General features: G+C 41.8%; 17 protein-coding genes. 3 read left to right on the top strand and 14 right to left on the bottom strand.

All coding sequences use genetic code 11. The annotated features are described in order from the left end of the window. Positions 1 to 265: 265 nt before the first annotated feature. Positions 266 to 1,402 carry a septal ring lytic transglycosylase RlpA family protein gene (locus tag VB733_RS13145; protein WP_323340509.1) on the bottom strand — a complete coding sequence of 379 codons (1,137 nt, stop codon included), beginning with the start codon at positions 1,400 to 1,402 and terminating at the stop codon, positions 266 to 268. A 1,081-nt stretch (positions 1,403 to 2,483) separates the two neighbouring features. Here VB733_RS13145 and glsA point away from each other — a divergent pair. After that, the gene (gene glsA, locus VB733_RS13140; RefSeq protein ID WP_323340508.1) at positions 2,484 to 3,503 is read left to right on the top strand and encodes a glutaminase A; all 1,020 of its coding nucleotides are present in this window, start codon (positions 2,484 to 2,486) and stop codon (positions 3,501 to 3,503) included. Positions 3,504 to 3,560: 57 nt separating this feature from the next. On the opposite strand, the gene VB733_RS13135 is transcribed toward glsA, so the two are convergent. The 6 genes from VB733_RS13135 to VB733_RS13110 all read right to left on the bottom strand — a co-directional run bounded on the left by VB733_RS13135 (position 3,561) and on the right by VB733_RS13110 (position 13,950). Next, positions 3,561 to 5,057 (bottom strand): aldehyde dehydrogenase family protein, encoded by a 1,497-nt coding sequence (locus tag VB733_RS13135; RefSeq protein WP_323340507.1) that lies wholly within the window; start codon positions 5,055 to 5,057, stop codon positions 3,561 to 3,563. A 200-nt stretch (positions 5,058 to 5,257) separates the two neighbouring features. Then, the gene (locus VB733_RS13130; RefSeq protein WP_323340506.1) at positions 5,258 to 7,072 is read right to left on the bottom strand and encodes a cyclase family protein; all 1,815 of its coding nucleotides are present in this window, start codon (positions 7,070 to 7,072) and stop codon (positions 5,258 to 5,260) included. A 550-nt stretch (positions 7,073 to 7,622) separates the two neighbouring features. Continuing rightward, positions 7,623 to 8,252, bottom strand: coding sequence for a hypothetical protein (locus tag VB733_RS13125; protein ID WP_323340505.1), 630 nt, complete (start codon positions 8,250 to 8,252; stop codon positions 7,623 to 7,625). A 12-nt stretch (positions 8,253 to 8,264) separates the two neighbouring features. After that, on the bottom strand, positions 8,265 to 10,721 hold the full coding sequence (locus tag VB733_RS13120; protein WP_323340504.1) for an HAD-IC family P-type ATPase: 2,457 nt from the start codon (positions 10,719 to 10,721) through the stop codon (positions 8,265 to 8,267). Between the two features lie 455 nt (positions 10,722 to 11,176). Continuing rightward, positions 11,177 to 11,674 (bottom strand): DUF2085 domain-containing protein, encoded by a 498-nt coding sequence (locus VB733_RS13115; RefSeq protein WP_323340503.1) that lies wholly within the window; start codon positions 11,672 to 11,674, stop codon positions 11,177 to 11,179. Between the two features lie 164 nt (positions 11,675 to 11,838). Next, entirely contained in the window at positions 11,839 to 13,950 is a 2,112-nt protein-coding gene (locus VB733_RS13110) for a TIGR00300 family protein (protein ID WP_323340502.1), read from the bottom strand. Between the two features lie 161 nt (positions 13,951 to 14,111). Here VB733_RS13110 and VB733_RS13105 point away from each other — a divergent pair, with 161 nt between their 5' ends. After that, positions 14,112 to 15,719 (top strand): Hsp70 family protein, encoded by a 1,608-nt coding sequence (locus VB733_RS13105; protein WP_323340501.1) that lies wholly within the window; start codon positions 14,112 to 14,114, stop codon positions 15,717 to 15,719. Between the two features lie 228 nt (positions 15,720 to 15,947). On the opposite strand, the gene VB733_RS13100 is transcribed toward VB733_RS13105, so the two are convergent. The 6 genes from VB733_RS13100 to VB733_RS13075 all read right to left on the bottom strand — a co-directional run bounded on the left by VB733_RS13100 (position 15,948) and on the right by VB733_RS13075 (position 20,962). Beyond that, positions 15,948 to 17,270: an ATP-binding protein gene (locus tag VB733_RS13100; protein WP_323340500.1), complete on the bottom strand. Its 1,323-nt coding sequence runs from the start codon at positions 17,268 to 17,270 to the stop codon at positions 15,948 to 15,950. After that, entirely contained in the window at positions 17,267 to 19,117 is a 1,851-nt protein-coding gene (locus VB733_RS13095; protein ID WP_323340499.1) for a CheR family methyltransferase, read from the bottom strand. The genes VB733_RS13100 and VB733_RS13095 overlap by 4 nt, the downstream gene beginning before the upstream one ends. After that, positions 19,107 to 19,745: a chemotaxis protein CheB gene (locus VB733_RS13090; protein WP_323340498.1), complete on the bottom strand. Its 639-nt coding sequence runs from the start codon at positions 19,743 to 19,745 to the stop codon at positions 19,107 to 19,109. The genes VB733_RS13095 and VB733_RS13090 overlap by 11 nt, the downstream gene beginning before the upstream one ends. A gap of 124 nt (positions 19,746 to 19,869) precedes the next feature. Further along, positions 19,870 to 20,085 carry a hypothetical protein gene (locus VB733_RS13085; protein WP_323340497.1) on the bottom strand — a complete coding sequence of 72 codons (216 nt, stop codon included), beginning with the start codon at positions 20,083 to 20,085 and terminating at the stop codon, positions 19,870 to 19,872. Positions 20,086 to 20,342: 257 nt separating this feature from the next. Next, entirely contained in the window at positions 20,343 to 20,747 is a 405-nt protein-coding gene (locus VB733_RS13080; protein WP_323340496.1) for a type II toxin-antitoxin system VapC family toxin, read from the bottom strand. After that, the gene (locus VB733_RS13075) at positions 20,732 to 20,962 is read right to left on the bottom strand and encodes a type II toxin-antitoxin system prevent-host-death family antitoxin (RefSeq protein ID WP_323340495.1); all 231 of its coding nucleotides are present in this window, start codon (positions 20,960 to 20,962) and stop codon (positions 20,732 to 20,734) included. Before VB733_RS13075 ends, VB733_RS13080 begins: the two co-directional genes overlap by 16 nt. Before the next feature lie 199 nt (positions 20,963 to 21,161). On the opposite strand from VB733_RS13075, the gene VB733_RS13070 reads away from it, so the two are divergent. Beyond that, positions 21,162 to 22,064, top strand: coding sequence for an ADP-ribosylglycohydrolase family protein (locus VB733_RS13070; RefSeq protein ID WP_323340494.1), 903 nt, complete (start codon positions 21,162 to 21,164; stop codon positions 22,062 to 22,064). 17 nt (positions 22,065 to 22,081) lie between these two features. Here VB733_RS13070 and mutS read toward each other — a convergent pair whose 3' ends face one another. Then, entirely contained in the window at positions 22,082 to 24,652 is a 2,571-nt protein-coding gene (gene mutS / locus VB733_RS13065; RefSeq protein WP_323340493.1) for a DNA mismatch repair protein MutS, read from the bottom strand. Positions 24,653 to 24,731: the final 79 nt, after the last annotated feature.

Here is a 24,731-nt window from a genome sequence, read left to right as displayed (position 1 = left end):
TCCCTCCCCCGTTAGTTTATCGAAATTCAGCCAGGGAAAAATCGGCAAAGGGAAAGGGGTAAAAAAAACTGACAAAAACAAGCCCATAAATTAAAAAGTAGAGACGTTAGATCAAACGCCTCTACTAATCATGAAAATTGGGAAATTGGTTAAGTTCAAGAACAGACAGAGGAGGAAAGACTTTTCTATTTTTGATAGTCTCCGTCTCCCCGGAAATTGCCTGGAAGAATAAATTTCCCTACAACTTCTCCCTCTGTGGTTCTCTTTACCGCCCTAATACTTCGACTTTCACTGGTGCAAGACCTCTACCAATCATCCCGATAACGCGGGCTGCGCCGTAGGATAAATCGATAATGCGACCGCGAATAAATGGTCCTCGGTCGTTGATACGCACGATTACCGAACGACCATTACGGATGTTGGTGACACGAACTCTTGTACCAAAAGGTAAGTGGCGATGGGCAGCTGTCATTCCTTCGGGATTGAAGCGTTCGCCTGTCGCTGTTTTGTTTCCCGAACCGTCATAGCCATAGAAAGAGGCTATACCGTTAAGGGTTTGTTTCACAGGTGCGATCGCAATTTGATCGGGGGATCTGGGTATCGAGATTGCTGGTACATTCACAGGTAAATTGGCAATCTCGGTGAGCGGGGATGCATTCCCAATCAGCCTGCGGAGGCGATTGGTGGCTTGCAATGCGTCCTGCGCTTGATTGTTGGTTGAGTCGCTTAAGCTGGTATTGCTATCTATCGCTACGATTTCTTGACCATCAACTTTGATTACGTAGCGAGCTTCAGACTCTTGGTTGGATAAATTCTTGTTACCGGCTTGGTTAGCGGTTGCTACTTCACCACCGCGCCGCCAACTAACCGTAATTTTGTTGGCATCTACTTTTTGACGAACTAGGTCGTTGATGCGAGCTGCTACTATACTCGCTTTCTGAACTGGATCGTCGTTGCTTAAATTATCCTGATTAGCTAAACCCGCATTTTCCCCAACAGTTGCCACCTTCACAGAAGATGAATTGCTAGCATTAGGGGCGTACTGTTGCACGCCCCCATTTTCACCACCTACATTCCCAATTGCACCAACTTTGGTTTCGGTTTTGAAATCTGTGCTTGCTACCTGTTGTTTGCCCACAAAAGTGAGAACCGGAATATTACGGATGTAAAGTGTAGCTGCTTGACGACCTGCTTTGTTGTGCGTGTGGATTTGCGTGACTGCATTGTTTGCAGCAGGAGTATTTATTTTGGTTTGATACTCCCCTACCTTCACCACATCCCCGGATGGCGATGAAGGTAATGTCGAATTTGATTGCTCGGTTGTTTGACTCCGTGCGATCGATGGGCTGCCCACAAATGCACTTAGCAGGGCGAAAACAGTTAAGAAATATCTATGATTCATGTGTCCGAATTTAAAGTAACACGAGAACTAAAGCTCGGATTTGGTCTGCTATTACGCACTTAATTCAGCGCGATTATTTAGCAGAATCTCAAACTCGTTCCGCTTTCACTTTTTGTTTGTGACTGCAACAGACTAACACGAAGTTTCATGCTTGGGGATCGGGGATTTAGCGTAAACTTTGGTAAACTTCGCCATCTGAAAAATAAGTTACAAGGTTATAACCTAGACACAAGAAGCTTTTTAGCTATGTAACAATTTTTTGGGAAAAAGCAGAAAAAAATTTTTGAAACTTAATATTTTTTTGGAACTAAATCTATTGAGATATACGTCTCTATAATTTCACCTCATAAAGCCGCAAATCCTTTTCCGAACTCATCTTCGATACGTAATCTACTAGTGGCAATTTTAGCCAAATCTGCCAATTTTTACCCCAGTTTTCAGTGACCTCAGTAAGTAAGTATTAGACTACCTAAAAGCAAACAATTAGGAAATTCAAGATAAATAAACGTTATTATTCATACACTTAAATTTTAAGTATTTATGCTTACGCATCAGTAAAAATACGAACAATAATTGGAATAAATTTGATACTTCCGTTTAATTTATATAAATAATTATAATCATTGATTAGATGTTAGTTTGTCAATGGGAATTTTTGAGTCTGTGAATGTATAACCAAAACAGCTTTCAAGGATATTTCCAAATTTACTTTGAGTCTCCAAGCTCCGTTAAAGCAAGTTAAGTTTAACTAATGAATTGTCACAAAATATCTATACCTATGCGTGTTGCAAAACAAAGCGAATATTTGCCGTAGGTATTGTTAAAGTTTCTAATTCCCAAGTCCTAGATGATGGGAAAATCAAACAAGCAGGAACAATAGCAAGGTATTGTATTGGTGTGGATGAGGTCTAAATTTGGTGATTTAGACTTAGGGGCAAAGCTTTCTCATCCTTCTTAATCCTTTTTTCACAGCAGAGGAAGTGTTGCTATTTTCTCTTGAACAGGATTTAGATGAACTGATGCTCAACATTAAAAGACTTGAAATACTTGTAATTTTACCAAAGGTAAAGCTATTAGCTGTATGGTACACTCAGAAAATCGAGAATCAGAAAATATAGAATCAAAAAAAATAGAGAGTGTTGCACCATCATTGCAATTGTTTTTGGATGATTTGCATTGTAAATACAAATCCTTGGGGGATGGTGCAGTTGCCAATTACATCCCAGAGTTATCGAAAGTGAATCCCGATTTATTTAGTATTTGCGTTGCGACAGTGGATGGTGAAGTTTATCAAGTTGGCGATTTTAACCCTCTATTTACAATTCAATCAATATCGAAGGTGTTTGCCTACGGGCTAGCGTTAGAAGATTGTGGGCGAGATTATGTATTGACGCGGATAGGAGTTGAGCCAACAGGAGATGCATTTAACGCAATTATTTTGGATGAGCAATCGAAACGACCTTATAATCCAATGGTAAATGCAGGAGCGATCGCAACTACTAGTTTGATTAAAGGGAAAAATGCAACTGAACGTCTGAATCGGTTGCTGGATATGTATCGTCGCTATATTGGGCGTGATGTATTTGTGGATATATCTGTGTTTACATCCGAGCGTAGCACTGGACATCGCAACCGCGCCATGGCGCATCTAATGCTGAATTTTGGCATGATTGATGGACATATTGAGGAAGCCTTGGATTTATACTTTCAGCAATGTGCTGTGATGGTGAATTGTCGGGATTTAGCGGTAATGGCAGCAGCATTGGCAAATAAGGGAGTGAATCCAGTTACGGGTGAACAAGCTGTTGATAGTCGTTATATTAAAGATATCCTCAGCGTTATGTACACCTGTGGGATGTACAACTTTGCTGGTGAATGGGCATATAAAATTGGCATCCCGGCAAAAAGTGGTGTGAGTGGGGGAATTATTGCTGTGGTTCCTGGGAAAATGGGGATAGCTGTATTTTCGCCGTTATTAGATTCCCGTGGAAATAGTGTGCGTGGGGTGAAAGTTTGCGAGGAATTGTCGCAGAAATTTGGGTTACATATGTTTGATTGTGCGGGTGGTAGTTTAAATTTGACGAAAAATGGATTTAATTAGGATGGCTGAAATCAGAGGATGATTGAAACTGACTTGGAGACGGTGAAGAAAATAATACTAATCACGGTTATCAATTTGCGCCCTTTGTAAACTACCGGAAAAATCGACATAAACGGTTTTCCACTCGGTAAAAGTATCAATAGCCGCACTTCCAGCTTCCCGATGTCCATTACCTGTTTGTTTGACACCCCCAAAAGGTAGATGTACCTCTGCGCCAATTGTCGGACCATTTATGTAGGTGATACCTGCTTCAATATCGCGCATAGCGGCAAAAGCACGGTTAATATCACGAGTGTAAATAGAAGAAGACAGCCCATAGTTGGTATCGTTAAGAATTGCGATCGCATCTTCAAAACTACTTACTTCCATTAAGGCTACCACAGGACCGAAGATTTCTTCACGGGCAACGCGCATCTGGGGTGTGACATTATCTAAAATAGTCGGTTTGAAAAAATAACCTTCTTTTAACGCACCTTCCACAGCCACTTCCCCACCAATTAATATATTGGCTCCTTCCTCACGGGCAATATCCATATATTCAGAAACCCGTTGTAGTTGTCTTTCATTAATGATTGCAGCAATTTCTGTATCGGCATCGTAACCAGCGCCCAAACGTAATTTTTTTGTCCGTTCCCACAACATTGCTGTAAATTGAGCTTTAATATCACGATGTAAAATTAATCGACTGGTTGCGGTACATCTTTGCCCGGTTGTGCCAAATGCGCCCCAAATTGCCCCATCCAGGGCTAATTCTAAATCTGCATCTTCCATGACTATCTGGGCATTTTTACCACCCATTTCCAAACATACACGTTTGTGGGTGCGCCCGCAGATTTCCCCGACTTGGGAACCTGTTGCCGATGAACCAGTGAAGGATACCAAATTCACGTCGGCATGTTCGACTAAGGCTTTGCCAACTTCTTCGCCAACCCCATGTAGTAAATTAACTACACCTGGAGGAAAACCGGCGGCGGCAAATATTTCAATTAACTTTGTCGCACAAGCTGGGGTATCTTCGGCTGGTTTGAGGATGATTGTGTTGCCACATACCAGTGCTGGCATGGCTTTCCAGCAGGGAATAGCGATTGGAAAATTCCAGGGTGTAATTAAAGCACATACCCCAATTGGTGTTCTCACTGTCATTGCGAATTTGTTGGGCATTTCCGAAGGAGTTGTTTGTCCAAACAACCGTCTTCCTTCCCCAGCACTATAGAATGCACAATCAATTCCTTCTTGAATATCTCCGCGTGCTTCGGTGAGAGGTTTACCCATTTCCCGACTAATTAATTGCGCGAGTTCTTCTTTATGCTGGATTAATAACTCACCGACGAGAAAAACGTATTCAGCACGGGCAGGTGCGGGAACTTTTCGCCATGTTTTGTAAGCTTGGCGAGCAGATTCTACCGCTTGGTTAACATCTGCAATTGTTGAGCGGGGGAAAGTGGCGACAATTTCGCTTTTATATGCAGGATTGCGACTTTCAAGAGTGGTTTTTCCAGTGCTATCCCACCATTTACCATCGATAAAATTACGACAAGTGAAGCTATTAGTCATAATTTACTTACTCCTAGTAGTAATGCACTGGAATCTTTGTAATCAGTGTCGCTTGGTTTTGAGGTTTAGTCAAGCGTTGTGGTAGCGATAAGTAAGTATTTAGAGTAGTTCAAATATTTGCAATGTCAGAGTTATTTGTTTTCATTTTTCTCTGAAATATACTGGATAATTTTCAGATAAAAATTTGAGTTAAAACTAATTCAAAATAGTGCTAAAACTCCTACAGGAGAACCCGAACCATCGCGCAGTCTTAGAGGTGCGATCGCAATTATAATTCCTTTGGCTGGTAGTTTATGTAAGTTTGTTAAATTCTCTAGGACAATACGCGGTTTTTCTAAGACTAAACGGTTTACAGAAAATTCTGTATTTATCCCCGCATCAACACCATGTGTATCAATCCCTACACCTGCTATTTGACGTTCTTTTAATAAGAATTTGGTGACATCGCTACTAAAACCGGGAAAATGAACATTTCCGGCTGTATCTTCAGGGATAAATTTATCTGTATCACCCCATTTTTGTGCCCATCCTGTATTTAATAATACTAAATTTCCTGGTGGAATTTCACCATGTTGCTGTTCCCATCTCATCACATCGGCAATAGTCAAAGTATAGTCATAATTAGTTTTTGAATTAACCTCAACTTGCTTGCGGATATCAATTACCACCGCAGGTATCAATAACTTATCCGTAGTGTATTGGTCAATTCCTATACCGTTATCTTCAAAGCTAATTGGCGCATTCATGTGAGTGGCGCTATGCTCGCCCATTGTAAATTTTCGTAAGTAATAACCCTGCTTTCCCCTCTGCGAGACAGTAATAAATTCAACAGACGGGTCGCCTTGCCACTGAGGAATATTGGTGTCAATTACATGACTCAGATGAATTACATGGGAATAAGTAATGGTTTTTGAGGGGAAAGATGAGGAGATGCTGGCACTTTGAACCGTCAATTTCTCCAATGTTGCAGCCATAACATCGCGAGTTTGTCCAGTCACAGTATAAACTAAAACTTCGCGATAGATACGCTGGGCGTGATGATGTTTATAATTAGCAGCACCGCCGGAGACTACAATGGTAGCATGGGAAATACGGGTTGCAAGTGCGATCGCCCAGGCGCGTAAATGTAGTTTTTCTGGAAATCCAATATTGTTATGTTGTTGCGCTTCTCGAATTGCGCTGCGACAATGATTCAATTCTTGCTGTAGTAAAACGAAAGCATCATCAATAAATGATAAATTTTTGGTTCGTGAAACATCGTGAATAATATCTAAACCTGCCAAACCACAACCTGTTGCCAAAAAAGTTGATTTCAAAACATTCTTCTTATCTTGTTCGTGAATCCATCCTGGTTGTTTAATAAAAACTACGGAATTATCAGCCAAAAACCAATTATTGAAAGTTGCTGTGACTGTATTTGTTGATGGCATCGCCACTAAGTCTGCGACTTCGCTAAAACTAATCAATCCTTTGAAACTTTCTTTTTCGGCTTCTCTTCCTCTTGCCAACGGTGCTATTCCAAACACCGCACTACCATCAGGTAGGGTTGCTGCGACAATAAACTCGTGAAAAATACCCCACCCTGTCACCCAAGGCACTACACCATTTAATAAATACCCACCATCTACAGGTATTGCATTCGTTAGGGGTTCACCTTCCCGCCGCAGTTGCGAAAACCCCACGCCCAACAATACTTCGCCACTTCCCATTAAAGGTAGATATTTCTCTTGTAATGTGCTGTTGCTGCTGGCAGCTAACATTCCCGCCGCACTCTGATGTTGGGTTTGCAGAAATGCTAAAGCACCCGAATATCGAGCTAAAAGTTCTTGAAATTCACCAAAAAATGCCTCGCTAGTTTCCTTTCCACCCCATTTTTGGGGAACTCGCAAAGCTAGTAAGTTTAATTTGCCTAAACCCTGCAATGCACAAAATAATGCATTGGCATCACTATCAATCGTATTGCTCTTTGGTGCGACTTCTGCTTGTAAAAAAGATTGGATAGTATCTAGGTTCATGATATTGAGGAATGGGCATTGGGCATATCTAAAATATTAATTATTAATAAGCACTTGCTGATTACCTCTTACTTCATTTCACTTTTTGTTGCCCTTGCCCAAAAAATAATCCCCCTCGAAAACCCGTGAATTTCGGGAGTGAGGAGGTTCAAATGTTGCAGCAAAAAGTGAATTATTAATAAGTTAGCAGGTTTGAGGTTAAAATCCCAGTAAAGATAGGTTAAGATTTGGTAAAGCAGGTCGAAAAAGGATACTAGATTGCAGTTGGAGGTGAGCTTAGTATCCCAGGCTTACTGATATAACTTGGTTTTGTGTTTCTACCTGAAGATTTATCTCAATTGCCTGCGCTAGTTATTTTCAAATAGCAATTAATTCCTAGGTAGACTCATAATCTTACGTGCTGAATTCGACAAAGGGGAAGAGGGTAGATACCCCTCATGGGAATAGGGAATGATATCGGGTTTGCCTAACGCGGTGATGGGGAATGGGGGTTTTGCCGGGGAGAACTAATGATTCAGGCGAACCTGATATGACACACTAATTACGAAATTTAAGATTCAAATCTACATTCTAGGGAATGAAATACTTTTGCTGCTTTCTCTTGAGCGTTTTCCCCATTAGTAATTATATTTACCTTTCTTTCGACACCATTATCTGTGATTTTTGCCATATATCGAATTCCATCAATTGGTTGAGATGGCTCACCAAGTAGGTGTTTTCCCACTTGAATGGAAACGGGTACTGATTTACCGCATAATTCTTGGTTTTCTATCTTTGTAGAGGTAACGATAAAGCTACCTTGGTATACTTCTTGAAGTGTAATATCTAAGTTTAATGAGTCTTCTTCTTTGATTTGTTCAATTGGGGCTTTACTGACAAACAGAGTAATATCAGGTGGATTATTTTGACTACTAATAATCGCTATTTTCTTTGCACCAAAGTTTACGCCAACTACCCCTTGGGCACTACCAGGTATTTGATAATCAAACAGGCTTTGAGCAATTGCTTCTGCTCTGGCTGGGGTAAACATATTTTTGATAACTTTACTACCTAAGCCAATTACTGCACTACCTAATAATCCGAATGCTCCCATGATAATTAATATAATTTCCCAAAATCTTACAGGATATTCTGGGATGGAATTAGTCAAATTATCTTCTGGAATAGTATTTTTTTTCATACTCAATAATCATTAATTTAAATCGACTCCTAAGAAGCGATTAAAAAACCGAGTTCGCCAAACAACTCGCAAAATTAAACACCACTCTAATGCAACTAAAACTAAAAATAAACAATCCTGCCAAGTTAATGGTGCTAATTCAAAGAATTGACGTAATGGGGGAATCGCCAGAGTCAGCATAAATATAACGAATAATACTAACATTGCTATTGTATATCGCCAATCTTTACTTAGGGGTTCTGCTCCAACCCAAAATCTTGTTGGTGGTTTGAGAAAAGGGAGTAAAAATAGATGACATAAAACTAAAATTGTCACTAAAGCTGTGCGCGGAAGGGTGTAATCAAGTTCGGTAAATTCTCTACCTGGTGGCAAATCTAAAATTGCTCTGACTAAATAAAGTAAATACACCAACAGCGCCACTAATGTCATGGTTAATGTTGCTGGCACTGTAAAATGTAACAAAGAACGTACCATGTTTTTATGCTTTTGGACTTCTCCAGCTTTTGCCCAAATTGGAAAGATTGCGGTGGGTAATCCAACACCGAACATTGCTAGTAATGCACTATGTTTATTAATTAAGGGAAAGCTATCAGCAACCATTCCGGTAGAAAAAATTAATAAGGCGACACAAAATACTCTCACAATAAATAATGCCAGGGAATCTCTAATTCCATTCCGAATTCTTTGCCCTTCTAAAAATGCAAATGGGAGTGCGCCAAAAGAATCTTTTAATAAGATAATATCGGCAACACCTCTAGTTGCTTTACTACCACTTTCCATGGCAATTCCCAGACAGGCTTGTTTGAGAGAAAGAATATCATTTACCCCATCACCAATCATGGCAACATAATTACCTTGTTGGCGTAATATTTTGACTAATCTTGCTTTTTGTTCGGGTGTAATGCGTCCAAAAATATTACAAGCATCCGCAGCTTGGGCAAACTGCACATCATCCATAATTGCTAATTCTAAACCAGAAATTAATTGAATATCATCGCTTAAACCTGCTTGTTTAGCTAATGCTGCTACCGTATCTGGATTGTCTCCAGAAATAATTTTCAGGTTAATTCCAGCTTTGGCAAATGTGCGTAATGTATCAGTTACATTTGGGCGTAATTCGTCGCTGAAATAGATGATTCCTAAGGGAATGAGAAAATCTGGTAAAACCTCATTTTCCGATTGATAACTAATTGCATCAATATTTTCTGTATAAGCAAATAATAAAACCCGCAATCCTTGTTTAAAACCTTCGTCAATCAATACTTGTACTTCTGGCGCAAGCAATACAGACTTTGCTAATATTTCCGGTGCCCCCAATACAAAAACACCCGGATTGGGAAAATCAGAAAAACTGATAGCACTCCATTTACGGGCAGAGGAAAAGGGAATTTCAGCTTTGACAGTACGAGTTTTACCACTACATGCAGATGCGATCGCATCACTGGTACGATTAGGTGCAGTAGTATTAGCAACATAATCACCCAATTTTTGCCTGAGTTCAATTTCCGTCATCCCAATTGGATAAAGTCTCTCTAGAATCATGTGATTACTAGTTAATGTCCCTGTTTTATCCAAACAAAGAATATTCACATGGCTCAGTGATTCTACTGCATTTGCCTGCTGTATTAGTACATCTTTTCCCAGCATTCTCACTGCTGCGGTTCCATATGCCAAAGTAATCGCAATCAATAATCCACTGGGAACTAAACCCGCCACTACTGCGGCATGTTGCACCACATCTGCCAAGGTATAGGAACGACTAGTAAAGCTAATGCCCACTAAAATCCACAAAAAACAAGCCAGCAACAGTAAAATCCGAATTACCAAGTTAATTTCTTTTTGCAAGGGTGTATATACATGGCGAAAAGCCCTAGCATCAGAGGTTAACTTATAAGCAATGGTTTCTGTGCCCACCTTAGTCGCCTGAAAACAGGCACTTCCCGTCACGCAAACAGTCCCCGAATAGACAGTATCTTCTGCTACCTTGTGGATTAAATCAGATTCCCCAGTTAGCAAAGACTCATCAACATCAATTTGCCCATCACCAACGACAACACCATCAACTAAAATTTGATCACCAGCAGTCGCGACAAGAATATCTCCTTGGACAATTTCACTGGGGTCAATGTCAATCTTTTTACCTTCACGAATTACAGTAGCGTGGGGACGATTGAGTAAAGCGATTTCGTCGAGCTTGCGTTTGGCGGAAATTTCTTGGAGAACAGCAATGATGACACCGCTAAGAATAATCACTATGACTAGGAATGCATCGCCATAACGACGTAGCAGAATCATGACAGCGCTAATCGTGAAGAAAACTATATTAATAAAATTGAAGATATTTTCGTTGATAATTTGGCGATAGGAACGACTTGTTTGTAGACAGACATCATTGCCTAAACCTTCTGCACGCCGTCTTTGTACTTCTTCCTCGCTTAATCCTGGCTCGTTGAAAATATGGCACTCCATAGTCATTCAAGTGTAAATTGGAAGTCTCGACTTGCCTAATATACAGCCTACATTCCCTAAGTTAGTTATTATTGTTCCTCAATTCATGTTATTAGTGATTCCCAAAGTATAAATTCTATCGATTTTTTTCTGCTTCAATTCCTGAATTGGATTATTTCGTGTTGCTGAATAATGGAATTTTAGTAGAGAAGTGATGATTATTTTTGAGGACATTTAGCAGATAATTTATGTCTTCAATATTGGAGTATGTTCGCAACAACAAACAGGACATACAATGTTTATATATGTATGGAATATAAGTAATTAGAAAAACTGCGAAAAAGGGAAAAAGTTACTAATCTGATACCATTTTCATGTGCAACTTGCTTGTGGATGAGAAACCTGGTTTCTGGTTGCGTGACTATGGCTGAATATTCCTTGATAAATCCTCTCTCATACCTCCTCAGCAATAATTATCAATGTTTATTGTGGAATATTGGCATTGTCAATAAACCCCATGCGAAACCAGTCACTAAACCAAATGGCGTAACCAAATAATTATTAAAATCCCACCATCCCAACACCTGCGCCGCTAATTCCAACGGATAAGCCATCATCAATACTGCGGCAATGGCAACTCCACTCCATCCATACTGACTCAGCCAGTAAAACTCTTTGCCACTATTGACAGCGTACAATATACGTGTTATGAGCAATCCTGTAACTGTGCCGTAGCAACGCATACATACAGCCATAATAAAAGGTGGTGCTAACTCCAAACCCATACTTGGCTGTGGACATACATGATGCCCCATAAAATAAATGATATTGGCAATAATTGGTAGTATTGGTAAACCCGATGCAGCTAGAAAAGGAGCAATTAGGGGACCAATTACCATACCAGAAAGGAGAAAATCTGTAATTAGACTCAACCAGCGAATTTGAGATGGTATTTTAAAAATTACCCCTTGCATTTTCCTTTGCTTCCTTATCTGAGATATTTGATGGGAGTTTTTACATTTCTTAAACGTAGCTGAAAATGTGAAGGGCAGGCAAGATGCCCACCCCAGAATCTTTACTCCATTGGATTTCTTGAGTTATTTGCTGGTTATTGACTAGATATTAACTAGATATTAACCTAACCAACTTTCTCAACATAGGGACTTGTTAACTTATCAAGTTGCTGCACTAAGAGGCTGAGGAATAAACCCACATCTGTAACTACACCAACCGATTCTATCGAACCGCGATCGCTCAATTTTGTCACAACGGCGGGGTTGATATCAACGCAAACCATTCTCACACCCGCAGGTGTCATATTGCCCACGCCAATTGAGTGCAACATTGATGACAGCATCAAAATCATTTCTGCACCCTTAATTTGTTCAGCATATTTGACTTGTGCTTTAATCAAATCCATCTCGGTATCAGGCAAAGGTCCATCGTCACGAATCGAACCAGCCAGCACAAAAGGTACATTATTTTTGACGCATTCGTACATGATACCGCTTTTAATGACACCGGCTTCTACGGCTTGTTTAATACTACCATGGTGACGAATAGTGTTAATTACCTTGAGGTGATGTCTGTGTCCTCCCCGTACTGCCACACCTCGCTTCATATCCACACCCAAGGATGTACCCAGGATCGACTGTTCCATATCATGAACTGCGATCGCATTTCCTCCTAGTAGTGATTGTACATAGCCTTCACGAACTAAGCGTGATAAATGTTCGCCGCCACCTGTATGTATAACCACAGGACCAGCACTAACAACAACTTTACCACCAGCATCCCTGATTTTACGTAATTCCCAGGCAACCTGTTCCACAACTAATTCAACTCGGCGTTCGCTGGAAACACCAGCAGACATAAAGCTAAATTCTTCAGAATTCCGTTTTTCCCGTGATTCAGTTTTGCGGATGGTGCGAATACCCAATACATCAACAACAACACTTTCGCTAGTTTCCAAGTCACGCAATAACTTACATTTAGCTACCACACCTTCAGGAGTATGGGAAATTGCGATCGCGCCATCCATGCGTTGATTCTGCACTTTTATCCATTCACCGTTGATTCTGACTTCGGTGGGGTAAATAGTGCTGACATAAAAATCATCGGGAGCGACACCATTTTTGGGCACAGCTTCCAGTTTGGCATCACGTTCATCTTCGGGTAAGTCCACTGCCCCCAAATCGATGAGGTAGGAGATAATGCTTTCCATCACCTCGTGGGATGGTGCAGATACCTTCACTTCTGCGGCGGAGGTACTTTGACGTTGTTCTCCCAAGTTGAAATTGAGAACTTGGAAACTACCGCCATTATCAACAATTAAATCTAACGCTTGGTTAATTAAACCAGAATCTAGTAAGTGTCCTTGAATGCTAATAATGCGACTTTCGACGTGAACATTGGCGTGAACATCCGCAAGTACAGGTTCAGTAACACGCAATGTCAAACACTTAGCTGCACCACCAGCTTTGAGAAATTCCGTCAGGGGGGTTTCAATTACCTGGAAACCAACTGCGTTGAGTCGCGCTTTCAAGCCATCGGAGGCTTTATTCATGACGACAATCTGCTCTAAATTGACGGTATTGCAGGCAAAGTTGACTGCATCAGTTTCTTCAATGGCAATGCGTTTTTCGGGAGCAACCCGCATTTCAATCAAGCGATTGGAATAGGAATCAAATGCACCTGGGTAATAAAGTAAATAACCGTTAGCCAGAGGACAAAAACAGGTATCAAGATGGTAAAATCGCTCATCGATCAGTCGTAGCGATAGCACTTCAATATCCAGCCATTTTGCCAGGTATGGGTGGGAATCCAACTCGGAACGGAAACCATAACCAGCCCACAGCCAACGCCCTTCCCGATCTAAAAGTGCATCTCCTGCACCTTCAAATGGTAAATCCTTGGGCAGTTCATAAACTTTATAACCATTCTGTTCAAACCATTCTTTGAAAAACGGTTCTTCTCCCTGGCGTTCTTTGTGTAAAAAACGACTTAAGACTACATTTTCGCCCAGTACCAACCCAGCATTGGCGGTGAAAACCATATCTGGCACACCTTTTTGGGGTGTAACTAAATCAACCGTTGCATGTTGCTTTAAAATTTGATACAGCCCTTGCCACTGTTCCACCGCCCGATCGCGTGACGATTTGTGGATATTACCCTCCATCCAAGGGTTAATTACATAGTCTACATCGTAATGGTCGGGGGCACACATCAAGATTCTAATGTGAGAAGTCATAAAAAATCACCAGCGAGATGCTATTAACCTGTTTAGAATATAACAAGCGCGATTCTATCCAAATTTTTGCGCGATCGCCTGCTTTTTAACTTTAACTTTCACACAGTTGTGTAACATTACTATTGTAGTTCGCTACTTTACAAGAAATTTATTGATAACTAATGGCAATTGCAATTGATTTCGGTACTAGTAACACTGTAATTGCTCGCTGGAATCCTGTCACCCAGCAGCCTGAGACATTGAGTCTGTCGGGTTTATCGATTCAACAAAGTTTGAATCCACCGCTCATTCCCAGCTTGGTATATGTGGAAGATGCCCGCCAGGGAAAGATTTTAGCCGGACAACAGGTGCGGGATCGAGGTTTAGATTTAGTTAATGAACCGCGATTTTTTCGGAGTTTCAAGCGGGGAATTGGTGCTGATATTCAAGGGTTTTTGCCGGAAATTGACGGGAAGAACGTGACGTTTGAGGATGCGGGAAAGTGGTTTTTAACGCAAGTGATTTCTCAACTTAGTCTCTCTACCCCGGAGGTTGTCGATTCGTTGGTGTTGACAGTTCCCGTCGATAGCTTTGAAACCTATCGCTACTGGTTAGGTGGGGTTTGTGAAGATTTAGCTGTGCAAGAAGTACGAATGCTAGACGAACCTACTGCCGCTGCTTTAGGCTATGGAATGAGCGATCGCGAAATTCTCTTGGTGATCGATTTTGGTGGCGGTACCCTGGATTTGTCTTTGGTAAGGTTGGATCAAACTGTTCAGCAAGCAGCAAGTAGTAAACCTTTGGGGTTTTTGTTGAAATTTGGCAACAAGTCGCTAGCAGAAGACTCGAAGCAGAAAGTGAAAACAGCGCGGGTGTTGGCAAAAGCGGGTCAAAATTTGGGTGGAACTGACATCGATAATTGGATTGTTGATCATTTTGCCAAAACTCAAGGTTTGGTGACAACTCCCCTGACAACACGTTTAGCCGAAAAAGTCAAAATTCAACTTTCCACCCAAACTCAAGCTGGTGAGGTTTATTTCAACGAAGAGACTTTTGAAAGCTATGAAATCGACCTGAACCGCGATACATTTACAGAAATCCTCAAAAATAATGGGTTTTTTCAACGTCTTGACGATGCGATGACGAGTTTGTTGCAGCAAGCCAGACGACAAGGGATCGAAGTTGCAGATATTAATGCAGTTTTGTTGGTGGGGGGAACTTCCCAACTTCCCGCAGTTCAAGAATGGGTGAAAAATTACTTTGACGCAGGTATCATTAAGTGCGATCGCCCATTTGAAGCGATCGCTCAAGGTGCATTACAATTAACTCAGGGCTTGGAAATTAAGGATTTTCTTTATCACAGCTACGGCATTCGTTATTGGGATCGACGTAATAATCGTCACAGTTGGCATCCCATTGTCAAATCTGGACAACCCTACCCCATGAGTCAACCTGTGGAGTTGGTTTTGGGTGCATCGATGGAAAATCAACCCAGTATTGAGCTAATTATGGGTGAATTGGGGGCAGAAAGCGGGGGAACTGAGGTTTACTTTGATGGGGATAGGTTGATTACCCGTCGTCTTGATGGTGGTGTTACTAGTGTGAAACCCCTTAATGATAAAGATGGGGCGAGGAGTATTGCAAATTTAACCCCACCAGGTTTTCCCGGAAGCGATCGCGTGAAAATTATGTTTTTGGTTGATGGGCAAAGATTTTTAAGAATTACTGTTGAGGATTTATTGACAAATGAAACTCTGTTAGAAAATCAATTAGTTGCCCAGTTAAGTTGATAAGTTGATGTTTTTTATGTTAGCGATCGTCTTATGTTTTGAGCAGAGCTTGGGGAGCATTCTAGGGTGTGTAAATTGTTTTTTTGTAGTGCGGGCTTCTAGCCCGCTTCCTGGTAGGCTGTTGACTAATCAGTCAATTACAATTGCTGGTTTTGATGATATTTGTTTGGATTTGAGTCTAATTTTCCCTTAGTTTTGATTTTTTGATTTGACGATACTGTATTTTCTTCAATCTGGATTTGCAGTAGGTAAAGTTGCTACCAAAGGCAGAGTAATAGTTACAGTAGTACCAATACCAAGTTGACTATTAATCACGATCGCACCTTCTAATAAATCTACTATTTTTTTGACAATTGCTAAACCGAAACCAATTCCCGGCAAGAAATTAACCACATTCTTGGCTCGGTGGAATGGTTCGTAGAGTTTGGGTAAGTCTTCGGTGGGAATACCAATACCTTGGTCTTTGATTTCCAGAATCAGATACTGATCTTCTTGACGTAGATTCAATTCGATTTCACCACCTTGGGGTGAGTATTTGATGGCATTATTAAGCAAATTATCTAAAATTATTTGCAGCATTGTTGCATCTAAATAAACCCAAGGTTCGCGAAGATGACAATTACATTGGAAGCTGTGTAAATAGGCTGTCTGGGATTGATGGAGGGTGATACTCTCTTTGAGACTGGCTTTTGCCATCACAGTCTCACAAATTTGCTCTACATTAATTCGGCTGAGATTGGCTTTGAGTTCACTTAATTCGGCTTTGTACAGTGATACTTGTTCCAACAAACGCAACATTGATTGAATTGCTGTATTGATAATTTGGAAACACCTACTCTTTGTCTCTTGGCTAATTGCCTCGTTGTAACGTTGGAGCAGTTCGACTGAGGTTTGGACGACAGTCATTGGTGTGCGGAATTCGTGGGAAATTGTCTGAATGTAGCGCGATCGCAATTCTTGGAGTTCCTGCGGTGATTCTAAAGTATTGACAAATGTTCTTGATTGGGGAACTAAAGTGAGGTCACGCAATAGCCAGCGCCAACCGATAATTTGTCTTTGAATATCATAAACGGCAGTAACCGCGATCGCAGCTGGAAATGCTTCTCCACGACGGGGTGTAATTTCAACTTGCCAATGCCGATGTTGGAGTAATTCTGCTGTATGGTTAAGTTTGTCATGAAAGGCTTTGCGTTCGGCTTTGCTAATAAAGACAACCAATGGTTTACCCACCAAAAATTCTTTTCGTATTCCGAAAAAACCGGCAGTAAATTGGTTAGCTTGTTGAATTACACCTGCCGTATCAGTAACTATGTAGGCATCGGGAGCAAATTCAAACAATTCCCAATAGCGTTGGCGTTCTAATTCTAATTCCTGCCGGGTTTGTACTAGTTCTTCATATTGGACGTTAAGTTCTTCTAATATTACTGTCAATTCTTCTAAGGCAGATGAGAGTAATTCCGGCTCTAGGAGCAGTTCATTGCTATGCTGCGATAAAATACTTACTTTCAACTGGGCGTTTTGGAGCCTTTTTTCCACGAGACTCATAGTCATACTTCCACCTCCTCCATTACGAGGATAACCCCATCTCGCTTGCCTGCGATGCCAATTAGGGGGTTACAGGTGACTCGACAGCGAAAACTTCTACCCCGACGGTTTGTTGCATCTATAACTAATTCTATCTGATTTTCCCCGGCAATACAAGCGCGGATGGCTTCCCGTAGCTCGCTTACAGGTAAACCAATATCCAAATTAAAAAACGACTGCCCTTTGACTTCTTCGGTTCGCAATCCCCAGAGGTTTTCAGTTTCTTTATTCCAACTGAGAATATGAAATTGCAAGTCAATTACTACCACCCCAGCCTGAATGCTTGTGAGGATAGATTGGAGGAAAGCATTGAGTTGGTTGAGTTCGTGGGTACGTTGGCGCAACTCATCATTAATTGTTTGCAATTCTTCGTTGGTGGATTGCAATTCCTCGTTCATCGTCTCCAATTCTTCGTTAGTGGATTGTAATTCCTCGTTGGTGGTTTCCAATTCTTCATTGGTGGATTGTAATTCCTCGTTGGTGGTTTCCAGTTCTTCGTTACTCGATTGCAGTTCTTCGTTGGCGGTTTCTAGTTCTTGATTTGCCCGTTGCAGTTCTGTTTGCAGATTGTGGTGACTACTTACATCTGTGAAAGTAATCGCAATTCCCAGTAAGTCACTGCCATTTTCTTGGAGGGGCGTGAGTTGCACGTCCAAATATTGGATGTTGCCATCAGGGAGATTACGAACTACGTCGGAAATTACCAGGGGATGACGATCGTTGTATACTTGCTCAATTGGCGATCGCAATTCGACGGGACGGTAGGAAATTTCTAAATCTCGGAGGGGACAGCCAATATTTTGCAAACTAATGCCAAACATCGCCCTGGCAGACTGATTTGCCATCACCAAATTCCCCCCACAGTCTACTACCAATTGCGCTAGAGGTATGGCATTCAAAGCTGCTTCCCGCAACTGCACATGGACTGCTAGACGTTTGCTACTTTCCTCATCACCAGTTTGTGACAAAACTAAGAGGCGATCGCGTATATTTACCTTAGCGACTTTCGTAAATATGCGATGTTGTAAACTTAAGGGGGTAAATAGGTTGGTGTGGGTGAGCAACATCTCGGCTTTCCCCAGAAATAACACACCTGTGGGATTGAGGGCAAAATGTAACCGTGCCAAAATTCTCGCTTGGGCATCAGCATTAAAATACATGAGTGTATTCCGACAGACTAATATATCCAAGCGGGAAATGGGAGCATCCTGTAGCAAGTCATGACGACCAAAAATCACAGTTCGCCGCAAATCTGCCCGAAAGACTTGGCTATTTCCCACTGCTTCAAAATACTTCTCTCGTAGTTCCAGAGGAACCGAGTGAATTGCTTGCTGGGTATAACTAGCCTGACGAGCGTGGGTGAGAGCCTCTTCATCCACATCAGTCGCATATATTTTGACTCGTTGACGAAATTCCGTCGCTCCCAAAGTTTCCGCCAAAATCATGGCGAGGGTATAAGCTTCTTCTCCCGAAGCACAACCAGCACTCCACACCCGAATTGGCTCCTCTGCTGTTTTATGACTGAGGATTTGTGGCAAAACTTGCTGCTGTAAATAATCCCAAGCGGCAGCATCGCGAAAAAAGGCAGTAACATTAATTAAAATCGTATTCAGCAGTTCCACAAACTCATCGGGGTGAACTTCCAAATAGTCCAAATAGTCACCAAAAGACTCTATTTCCCGCGATTGCATGTGTTTGCGGATACGTCGCTGCAAACTGGAGTGTTTATAACCAGTAAAGTCAAAACCCCTTGTGCGTTTCAAATAATCCAGCAGAGTTGCAAATACCTTATCCTCTTCATTTTCATTGCTCATCAGCATTACCTGCCATTACCAAAGCAATTAAGGCTCTAGCAATTTCCGAGAGCGGTAAAATTTGATCAACTACCCCCGTTCTAATTGCCGCATTTGGCATCCCATCAAACTCACAGGTATTGTTATCTTCCACAATCACAGTTCCCCCATGTTGCTTAATTTCCCGCACACCAATTGCACCATCCACACCTGTCCCTGTAAGTACAACTGCGATCGCTTGTGATTTATAATTTTCTGCAACCGACTGAAACAGCACATCAGCAGAGGGACGGACAAAATGTATCACCTCCGATTGTGTCAATTCCACATAACCCTGACTCGTTACCAGTAAGTGATAATTGGGTGGGGCAATATAAACAATTCCCGCCTCCATCAACTCTCCCTGTTGTGCCTGCTTCACCTGTAACTTGGTGCGTCGGCTCAAAATATCTGCCATCAGCGAACGATGTTTCGGGTCAAGGTGCTGTACGATCGCAATGGGCACCGCAAAATTTGCAGGTAACGCCGATAGTAACTGACTCAGTGCTTTTAGCCCTCCCGCAGAAGCTGCGATCGCAACAATGCTGAAGTTAACATGAGCCGGATGAGTTGGGCAAATTTGTTCGGCATCTGAAGGTGATTTTTCCACAGTGTTTGAGTCTACTATGGTGCTGAGGTGACACCACTTTGTACCTGATATTTTACAAGGGGAAGGACTGAGAGTTGAACTTCATCGACAAATAGTACATTTGTTAAAGTCAATGTGGTTGATGTTACAGAAACCAATGATATATTTTTGTCCAAAAGTGATCGCCAAAAATTGCTGATAATACTCCAAACAGCAGCGAAAATAGAACCCAACCCCAAAATAACCCCAGCATCGTTTGGGCACCAAGTATAAAGTAACAACTAGTGGCAGCGAAAAGTCCAAATATGAAACCACAGCCAAATCTAGCTGTAAATTGGTAAAAGTCAGGCTTTTTCTTCATGGGATACTGTCTACTGAGTCAGGATTATTGCTGACATTAGAGTTCCCAATTGTGAACCAAAAGTATCAACCTGGGAAGGTATTAGTTTAGTTGCGATTGTACATCTGTAGAGTTTTTACATGTTTGCAACTGGTTCGTTTGGCGGTAACGGCTACGGCTTCTAGTTGAGTACGTGTTGTCGCATTGCAGTATTTTTTGCTACTTGTCGTTTTATTGTGCCCTAATTTTCGTTTTACCTTCCCATCTCACACCGAATATTACCAAATCACATTTGAGTAAAAACTTCTTATTTCCCTGTCTGCTGTGATGATTGAAGCTTGATTACTAATAGCTAAGGCAACAACGACTCGATCAACTGGGTCTCGATGACTCCATTCTAGCCTGACACTTCCTAACCACACATCTTCATCAATCGGGACAATGCGGACAACATTGGACTTTTTCAAAGAAGCGATATACTGGTTAATGTCAACTCCTAAATCTAGTTTTTTATTTTTGATTTTAATGGCAATTTCCCAGATAGCAGTGGATGGAACAAGACCATTTTTTTCCTTTTCCATTTGCTTGCAAACTTCTGTCGCAGATTGAGAAAGTTGATCTGGGTCTAGACTCCACCAAATCAGAGCGCAAGTATCGAGGACAATTTTCACACTTCTGTCCATTCTTCCGTTGTGGGAGTTGTTAAATCCTCAAAATACCTGACTTTACCGCGCATTTGCCCAAATAACTCTGCTGTTAGGGGTGAATCGCCATATTTAGAAATTTTCACCACTGGCTTTCCTCGATCTGTAACTACAATTTCTTCTCCTTCTGACTCTACAAGCCGCAAGAATTCCAGTAGTTTGCTTTTAAGTTTACTTTTTGAAATACTTTTCATTTTTTACTGAAACTGGTACTAGTCATGACTATGGTCATATTTTGAAATTATCACATTTTCTAGAATATTTATGCATATTTTTAAGTTAGTTTTCTGACCCGATTAATTGAACTTAATTATACCATCCATAACTACATGTTCTCCGCATACAAATTTCAGAGGTTAAGTCTAGAATTAGACTAAATAAAACGATAATTCTATGAATTCATTAGAGCGATTTCGAGGGTGTTTGTTAGGTCTGGCGACAGGGGATGCTGTAGGTACAACAGTCGAATTTCAGGGTCGTGGTTCATTCCCACCTGTAGTAGATATGCTGGGTGGAGGTCCATTTAACTTGAAGCCAGGGCAATGGACAGATGATACATCAATGGCATTGTGTTTAGCTACTAGCTTGGTGAAAGTTGGTGGGTTTGATGCCGTTGATCAAATGGATCGCTACTACAATTGGTATGAACACGGTTATCTAAGCAGTACAGGGGAATGTTTTGATATTGGGAATACAGTCAGTCAAGCCTTGTCTGAATACAAAATCTCTGGCAACCCATTCAGTGGCTCTACTAATCCCAGGACTGCCGGAAATGGTTGCTTGATGAGGCTGGCACCTGTTCCCATGTTTTATTTTCCAGACCTCGATCGCATTTTACACTTTTCTGGCGAGAGTTCTCGAACAACACATGGTGCGGCAGAATGTATAGATGCAAGTTGTCTTTTTGGAAAACTTCTCTTTCGCGCCCTATCGGGAGCCAGCAAAGACGAAATTCTCTTTGAGAATAATCCAGAGATAGTCGCATCACCATCAATTCAATCGATTGCGAGTGGAGAGTATCGAAATAAAACGATCAACGACATTCGTGGTACGGGATATGTAGTGGAGAGTTTAGAAGCAGCACTTTGGTGTTTCTGGACGACGGAAAATTATGAGCAAGCAATTCTTACGGCTACCAACCTGGGTGATGATGCAGACACAACAGCCGCGATTTGTGGTCAGATTGCTGGAGCATATTATGGTGAATTAGGCATACCGAATCATTGGCTGAGAAAACTGACATTCAAAGATGAGATTACTGAACTTGCTAATCAATTGTATGCGGCTGGTGTATGACAACCCTCTGCTACTACCTATTCCAAATTTTGCAAGCCCATGGAAATTTTACTGTGCTGTTCAATTTGTCCCATCACTTGCTTTGCCCGTTTAATGACTACAGGAGGTAAACCTGCTAATCTTCCTGCTTCAATCCCATAGGATTTCTGCGCTCCACCGGGTTGAACTTGGTGCAAAAAGATAATTTGGTCGGACATTTCCTTGACTGTCACCTGGTAATTCGCCACATTTTCCAAAATGCTTGACAATTCATTCAATTCATGATAGTGAGTCGCAAAAATAGTTCTCGCGGTAATATCCGTTGCTAAATATTCCGCCACAGCCCAAGCAATGGAAAGCCCGTCAAAAGTTGCCGTACCCCGTCCAATCTCATCTAATAATACCAGCGATCGCTTGGTGGCATGGTTGAGAATATTTGCGGTTTCGTTCATTTCCACCATAAAGGTAGATTGTCCTGTAGCCAAATCATCGACAGCACCAACACGGGTAAAAATGCGATCGCATATACCCAATTTTGCATACTTGGCAGGCACAAAGCTACCAATTTGCGCCATTAACTGAATTAAACCCACCTGCCTTAAATAACAACTTTTACCACTTGCATTTGGACCTGTCAAAATAACTAAGTCGGGGGAAGAATCTTGTTTTTGCTCGTTACCCAAATTAGTGGAATTGGGGACAAAGAAACCCGCAGGCAGCGACTGCTCTACCACCGGATGTCTGCCATCAACTATATATATTTCCCTACCCTCAACCATCTGCGGACGACAGTAACCCTGAATTACCGACAACTCAGCTAAACCACACAACACATCAGCAGCAGCAATCGCCCGCGAAAGGTTGCGAATCGTCTCTGCATGAAGGGCAACTTCTTCCCGCAATGCCACAAATATCTCATATTCCAACTTAAATAAATCATCTTGAGCATTGAGAATCCGTGTTTCCCGCTCCTTCAACTCTGCGGTAATATACCGTTCCTCATTTGTTAGGGTTTGTTTACGGATGTAATTCGTGGGCACTTGGTCGGCTTTGGCACGGGAAATGCTAATGTAATAGCCAAAGGTCTTATTAAAACCTACTTTCAAAGTTGGAACACCCGTTCTTGCCCGTTCCTCAACCTCCAAATTCGCAATCCATTTTTGATCTTCCTCAACCAAAGCTTTGCGTTCATCCAAGTGGGGATTGACACCACTACGAATTAAACCACCTTCCTTAATTTGAATTGGGGGAGACTCAACAACATGGGCACTAATTTTCCGTCCCAAAACTTCGAGTTCTGGAGGAACCTTCTGTAATGCTTTCAGGAAAGGTGAATTTGCTGTCGCTACCAAGTAAGCTAATTCTGGCAACTTCGATAAAGAATCCGCCAAAGCCTTCAAATCGCGAGCATTTGCCGTTCCCGAACCCGCCCTTCCCGTCAACCTTTCCAAGTCATATATTTGTTTCAATAACTGCCGAATATCGTGACGCAAAGCAGTATTTTCCACTAATTCTTGAATGGTATCCTGCCGCGCCCCAATCCCCTTAAGATCAAGTAGTGGTTGTAACAACCATCTCCTTAATGCCCTGCCTCCCATTGCTGTGGAAGTCCTATCCAGCGCCCAGAGCAAAGAACCATGATAAATCCCATCGCGTACCGTCTGGGTAATTTCCAGGTTGCGCCGAGTTTGACTATCGACAACTAAAAAATCCGTCAGCGTATAACTGCGAAGCGGTTGCAGATATATTTTACTTTCCTTCTGCGTTTCCTCCAAATATTCCAGCAAACCACCCGCCGCACGTACCGCCAGGGGAAGGTGTTCACAACCAATACCCTCCAAAGATCGTAACTTAAACTTTTGTAGTAGGCGACTGCGAGCTTCACCTTGAGAAAAAGGAATTTGCGATCGCATACAATAACAAAAACTCGGTGGTAAGCATTCCGGTAAACTTGCAGATTTTTCACCGGGACGCAATAATGCTCCTAAATCTGGTGCATTGGTGGGAATTAACACCTCCGCAGGTTGTAGCCGCATCATTTCCTGGGTAAGATGCTCCAAATTTGTACTTTGGGTGGTGACAAATTCCCCCGTAGAGATATCTGCATAAGCCAATCCCCAATTATCGCCAACAATGACCACAGCTGCGAGATAATTATTTTTGCTCGCCTTGAGCATCCCATCTTCTAGGAGTGTACCAGGGGTAATAATTCGCGTGACTTCTCGACGTACCAATCTACCTGTTGCTGCTGCCGCATCTTCAACTTGATCGCAAATAACAACAGCATAGCCCTTCGCCACCAAATCTGTCGCATGACGTTCCCAAGCATGATGGGGGACACCCGACATTGCCACCCGCCCTTGTTCTCCTGCTTGCTTGCTAGTCAGAACGAGTTCCAACTCCTGCGCTAGCGTTACTGCATCAGCAAAATAACACTCAAAAAAATCACCTACACGATAAAAGAGTACCGCATGGGGGTACTTTTCCTTGACTTCGACATAGTGCTGGTACATCTGACTCAGCTTGCTGACATCTACCTGGCGATGGTCTGTAATGTAAGCATTTGCTTTGTTAGCAGTCGATTGGGATGCGGAGTAAGATGCAGTCATGGGTATCAAGAGTGAAGAAGTCAACCTGACAATACCCGATCATAGCGTGTAGCGAGGGTTCCTTGGAAGTGGCTTTAAG

Origin of the sequence: Calothrix sp. UHCC 0171, from assembly GCF_034931845.1 — a bacterium.
Taxonomy (GTDB): Bacteria; Cyanobacteriota; Cyanobacteriia; order Cyanobacteriales; family Nostocaceae; genus Brunnivagina.
The sequence above is the reverse complement of the archived record's forward strand: the minus strand, read 5'-3'. Positions and strand labels throughout refer to the sequence as shown.

Coding starts and splice junctions, on each gene's coding strand:
- VB733_RS13085 (WP_323340497.1), bottom strand. CDS start 20,085: ATGAAGAAAAAGCCTGACTTTTACCAATTTACAGCTAGATTTGGCTGT.
- VB733_RS13075 (WP_323340495.1), bottom strand. CDS start 20,962: ATGAAAAGTATTTCAAAAAGTAAACTTAAAAGCAAACTACTGGAATTC.
- VB733_RS13105 (WP_323340501.1), top strand. CDS start 14,112: ATGGCAATTGCAATTGATTTCGGTACTAGTAACACTGTAATTGCTCGC.
- VB733_RS13135 (WP_323340507.1), bottom strand. CDS start 5,057: ATGACTAATAGCTTCACTTGTCGTAATTTTATCGATGGTAAATGGTGG.
- VB733_RS13145 (WP_323340509.1), bottom strand. CDS start 1,402: ATGAATCATAGATATTTCTTAACTGTTTTCGCCCTGCTAAGTGCATTT.
- VB733_RS13095 (WP_323340499.1), bottom strand. CDS start 19,117: ATGAGCAATGAAAATGAAGAGGATAAGGTATTTGCAACTCTGCTGGAT.
- VB733_RS13115 (WP_323340503.1), bottom strand. CDS start 11,674: ATGCAAGGGGTAATTTTTAAAATACCATCTCAAATTCGCTGGTTGAGT.
- VB733_RS13110 (WP_323340502.1), bottom strand. CDS start 13,950: ATGACTTCTCACATTAGAATCTTGATGTGTGCCCCCGACCATTACGAT.
- glsA (WP_323340508.1), top strand. CDS start 2,484: ATGGTACACTCAGAAAATCGAGAATCAGAAAATATAGAATCAAAAAAA.
- VB733_RS13080 (WP_323340496.1), bottom strand. CDS start 20,747: ATGGACAGAAGTGTGAAAATTGTCCTCGATACTTGCGCTCTGATTTGG.
- VB733_RS13125 (WP_323340505.1), bottom strand. CDS start 8,252: ATGAAAAAAAATACTATTCCAGAAGATAATTTGACTAATTCCATCCCA.
- VB733_RS13100 (WP_323340500.1), bottom strand. CDS start 17,270: ATGACTATGAGTCTCGTGGAAAAAAGGCTCCAAAACGCCCAGTTGAAA.
- VB733_RS13070 (WP_323340494.1), top strand. CDS start 21,162: ATGAATTCATTAGAGCGATTTCGAGGGTGTTTGTTAGGTCTGGCGACA.
- mutS (WP_323340493.1), bottom strand. CDS start 24,652: ATGACTGCATCTTACTCCGCATCCCAATCGACTGCTAACAAAGCAAAT.
- VB733_RS13120 (WP_323340504.1), bottom strand. CDS start 10,721: ATGGAGTGCCATATTTTCAACGAGCCAGGATTAAGCGAGGAAGAAGTA.
- VB733_RS13130 (WP_323340506.1), bottom strand. CDS start 7,072: ATGAACCTAGATACTATCCAATCTTTTTTACAAGCAGAAGTCGCACCA.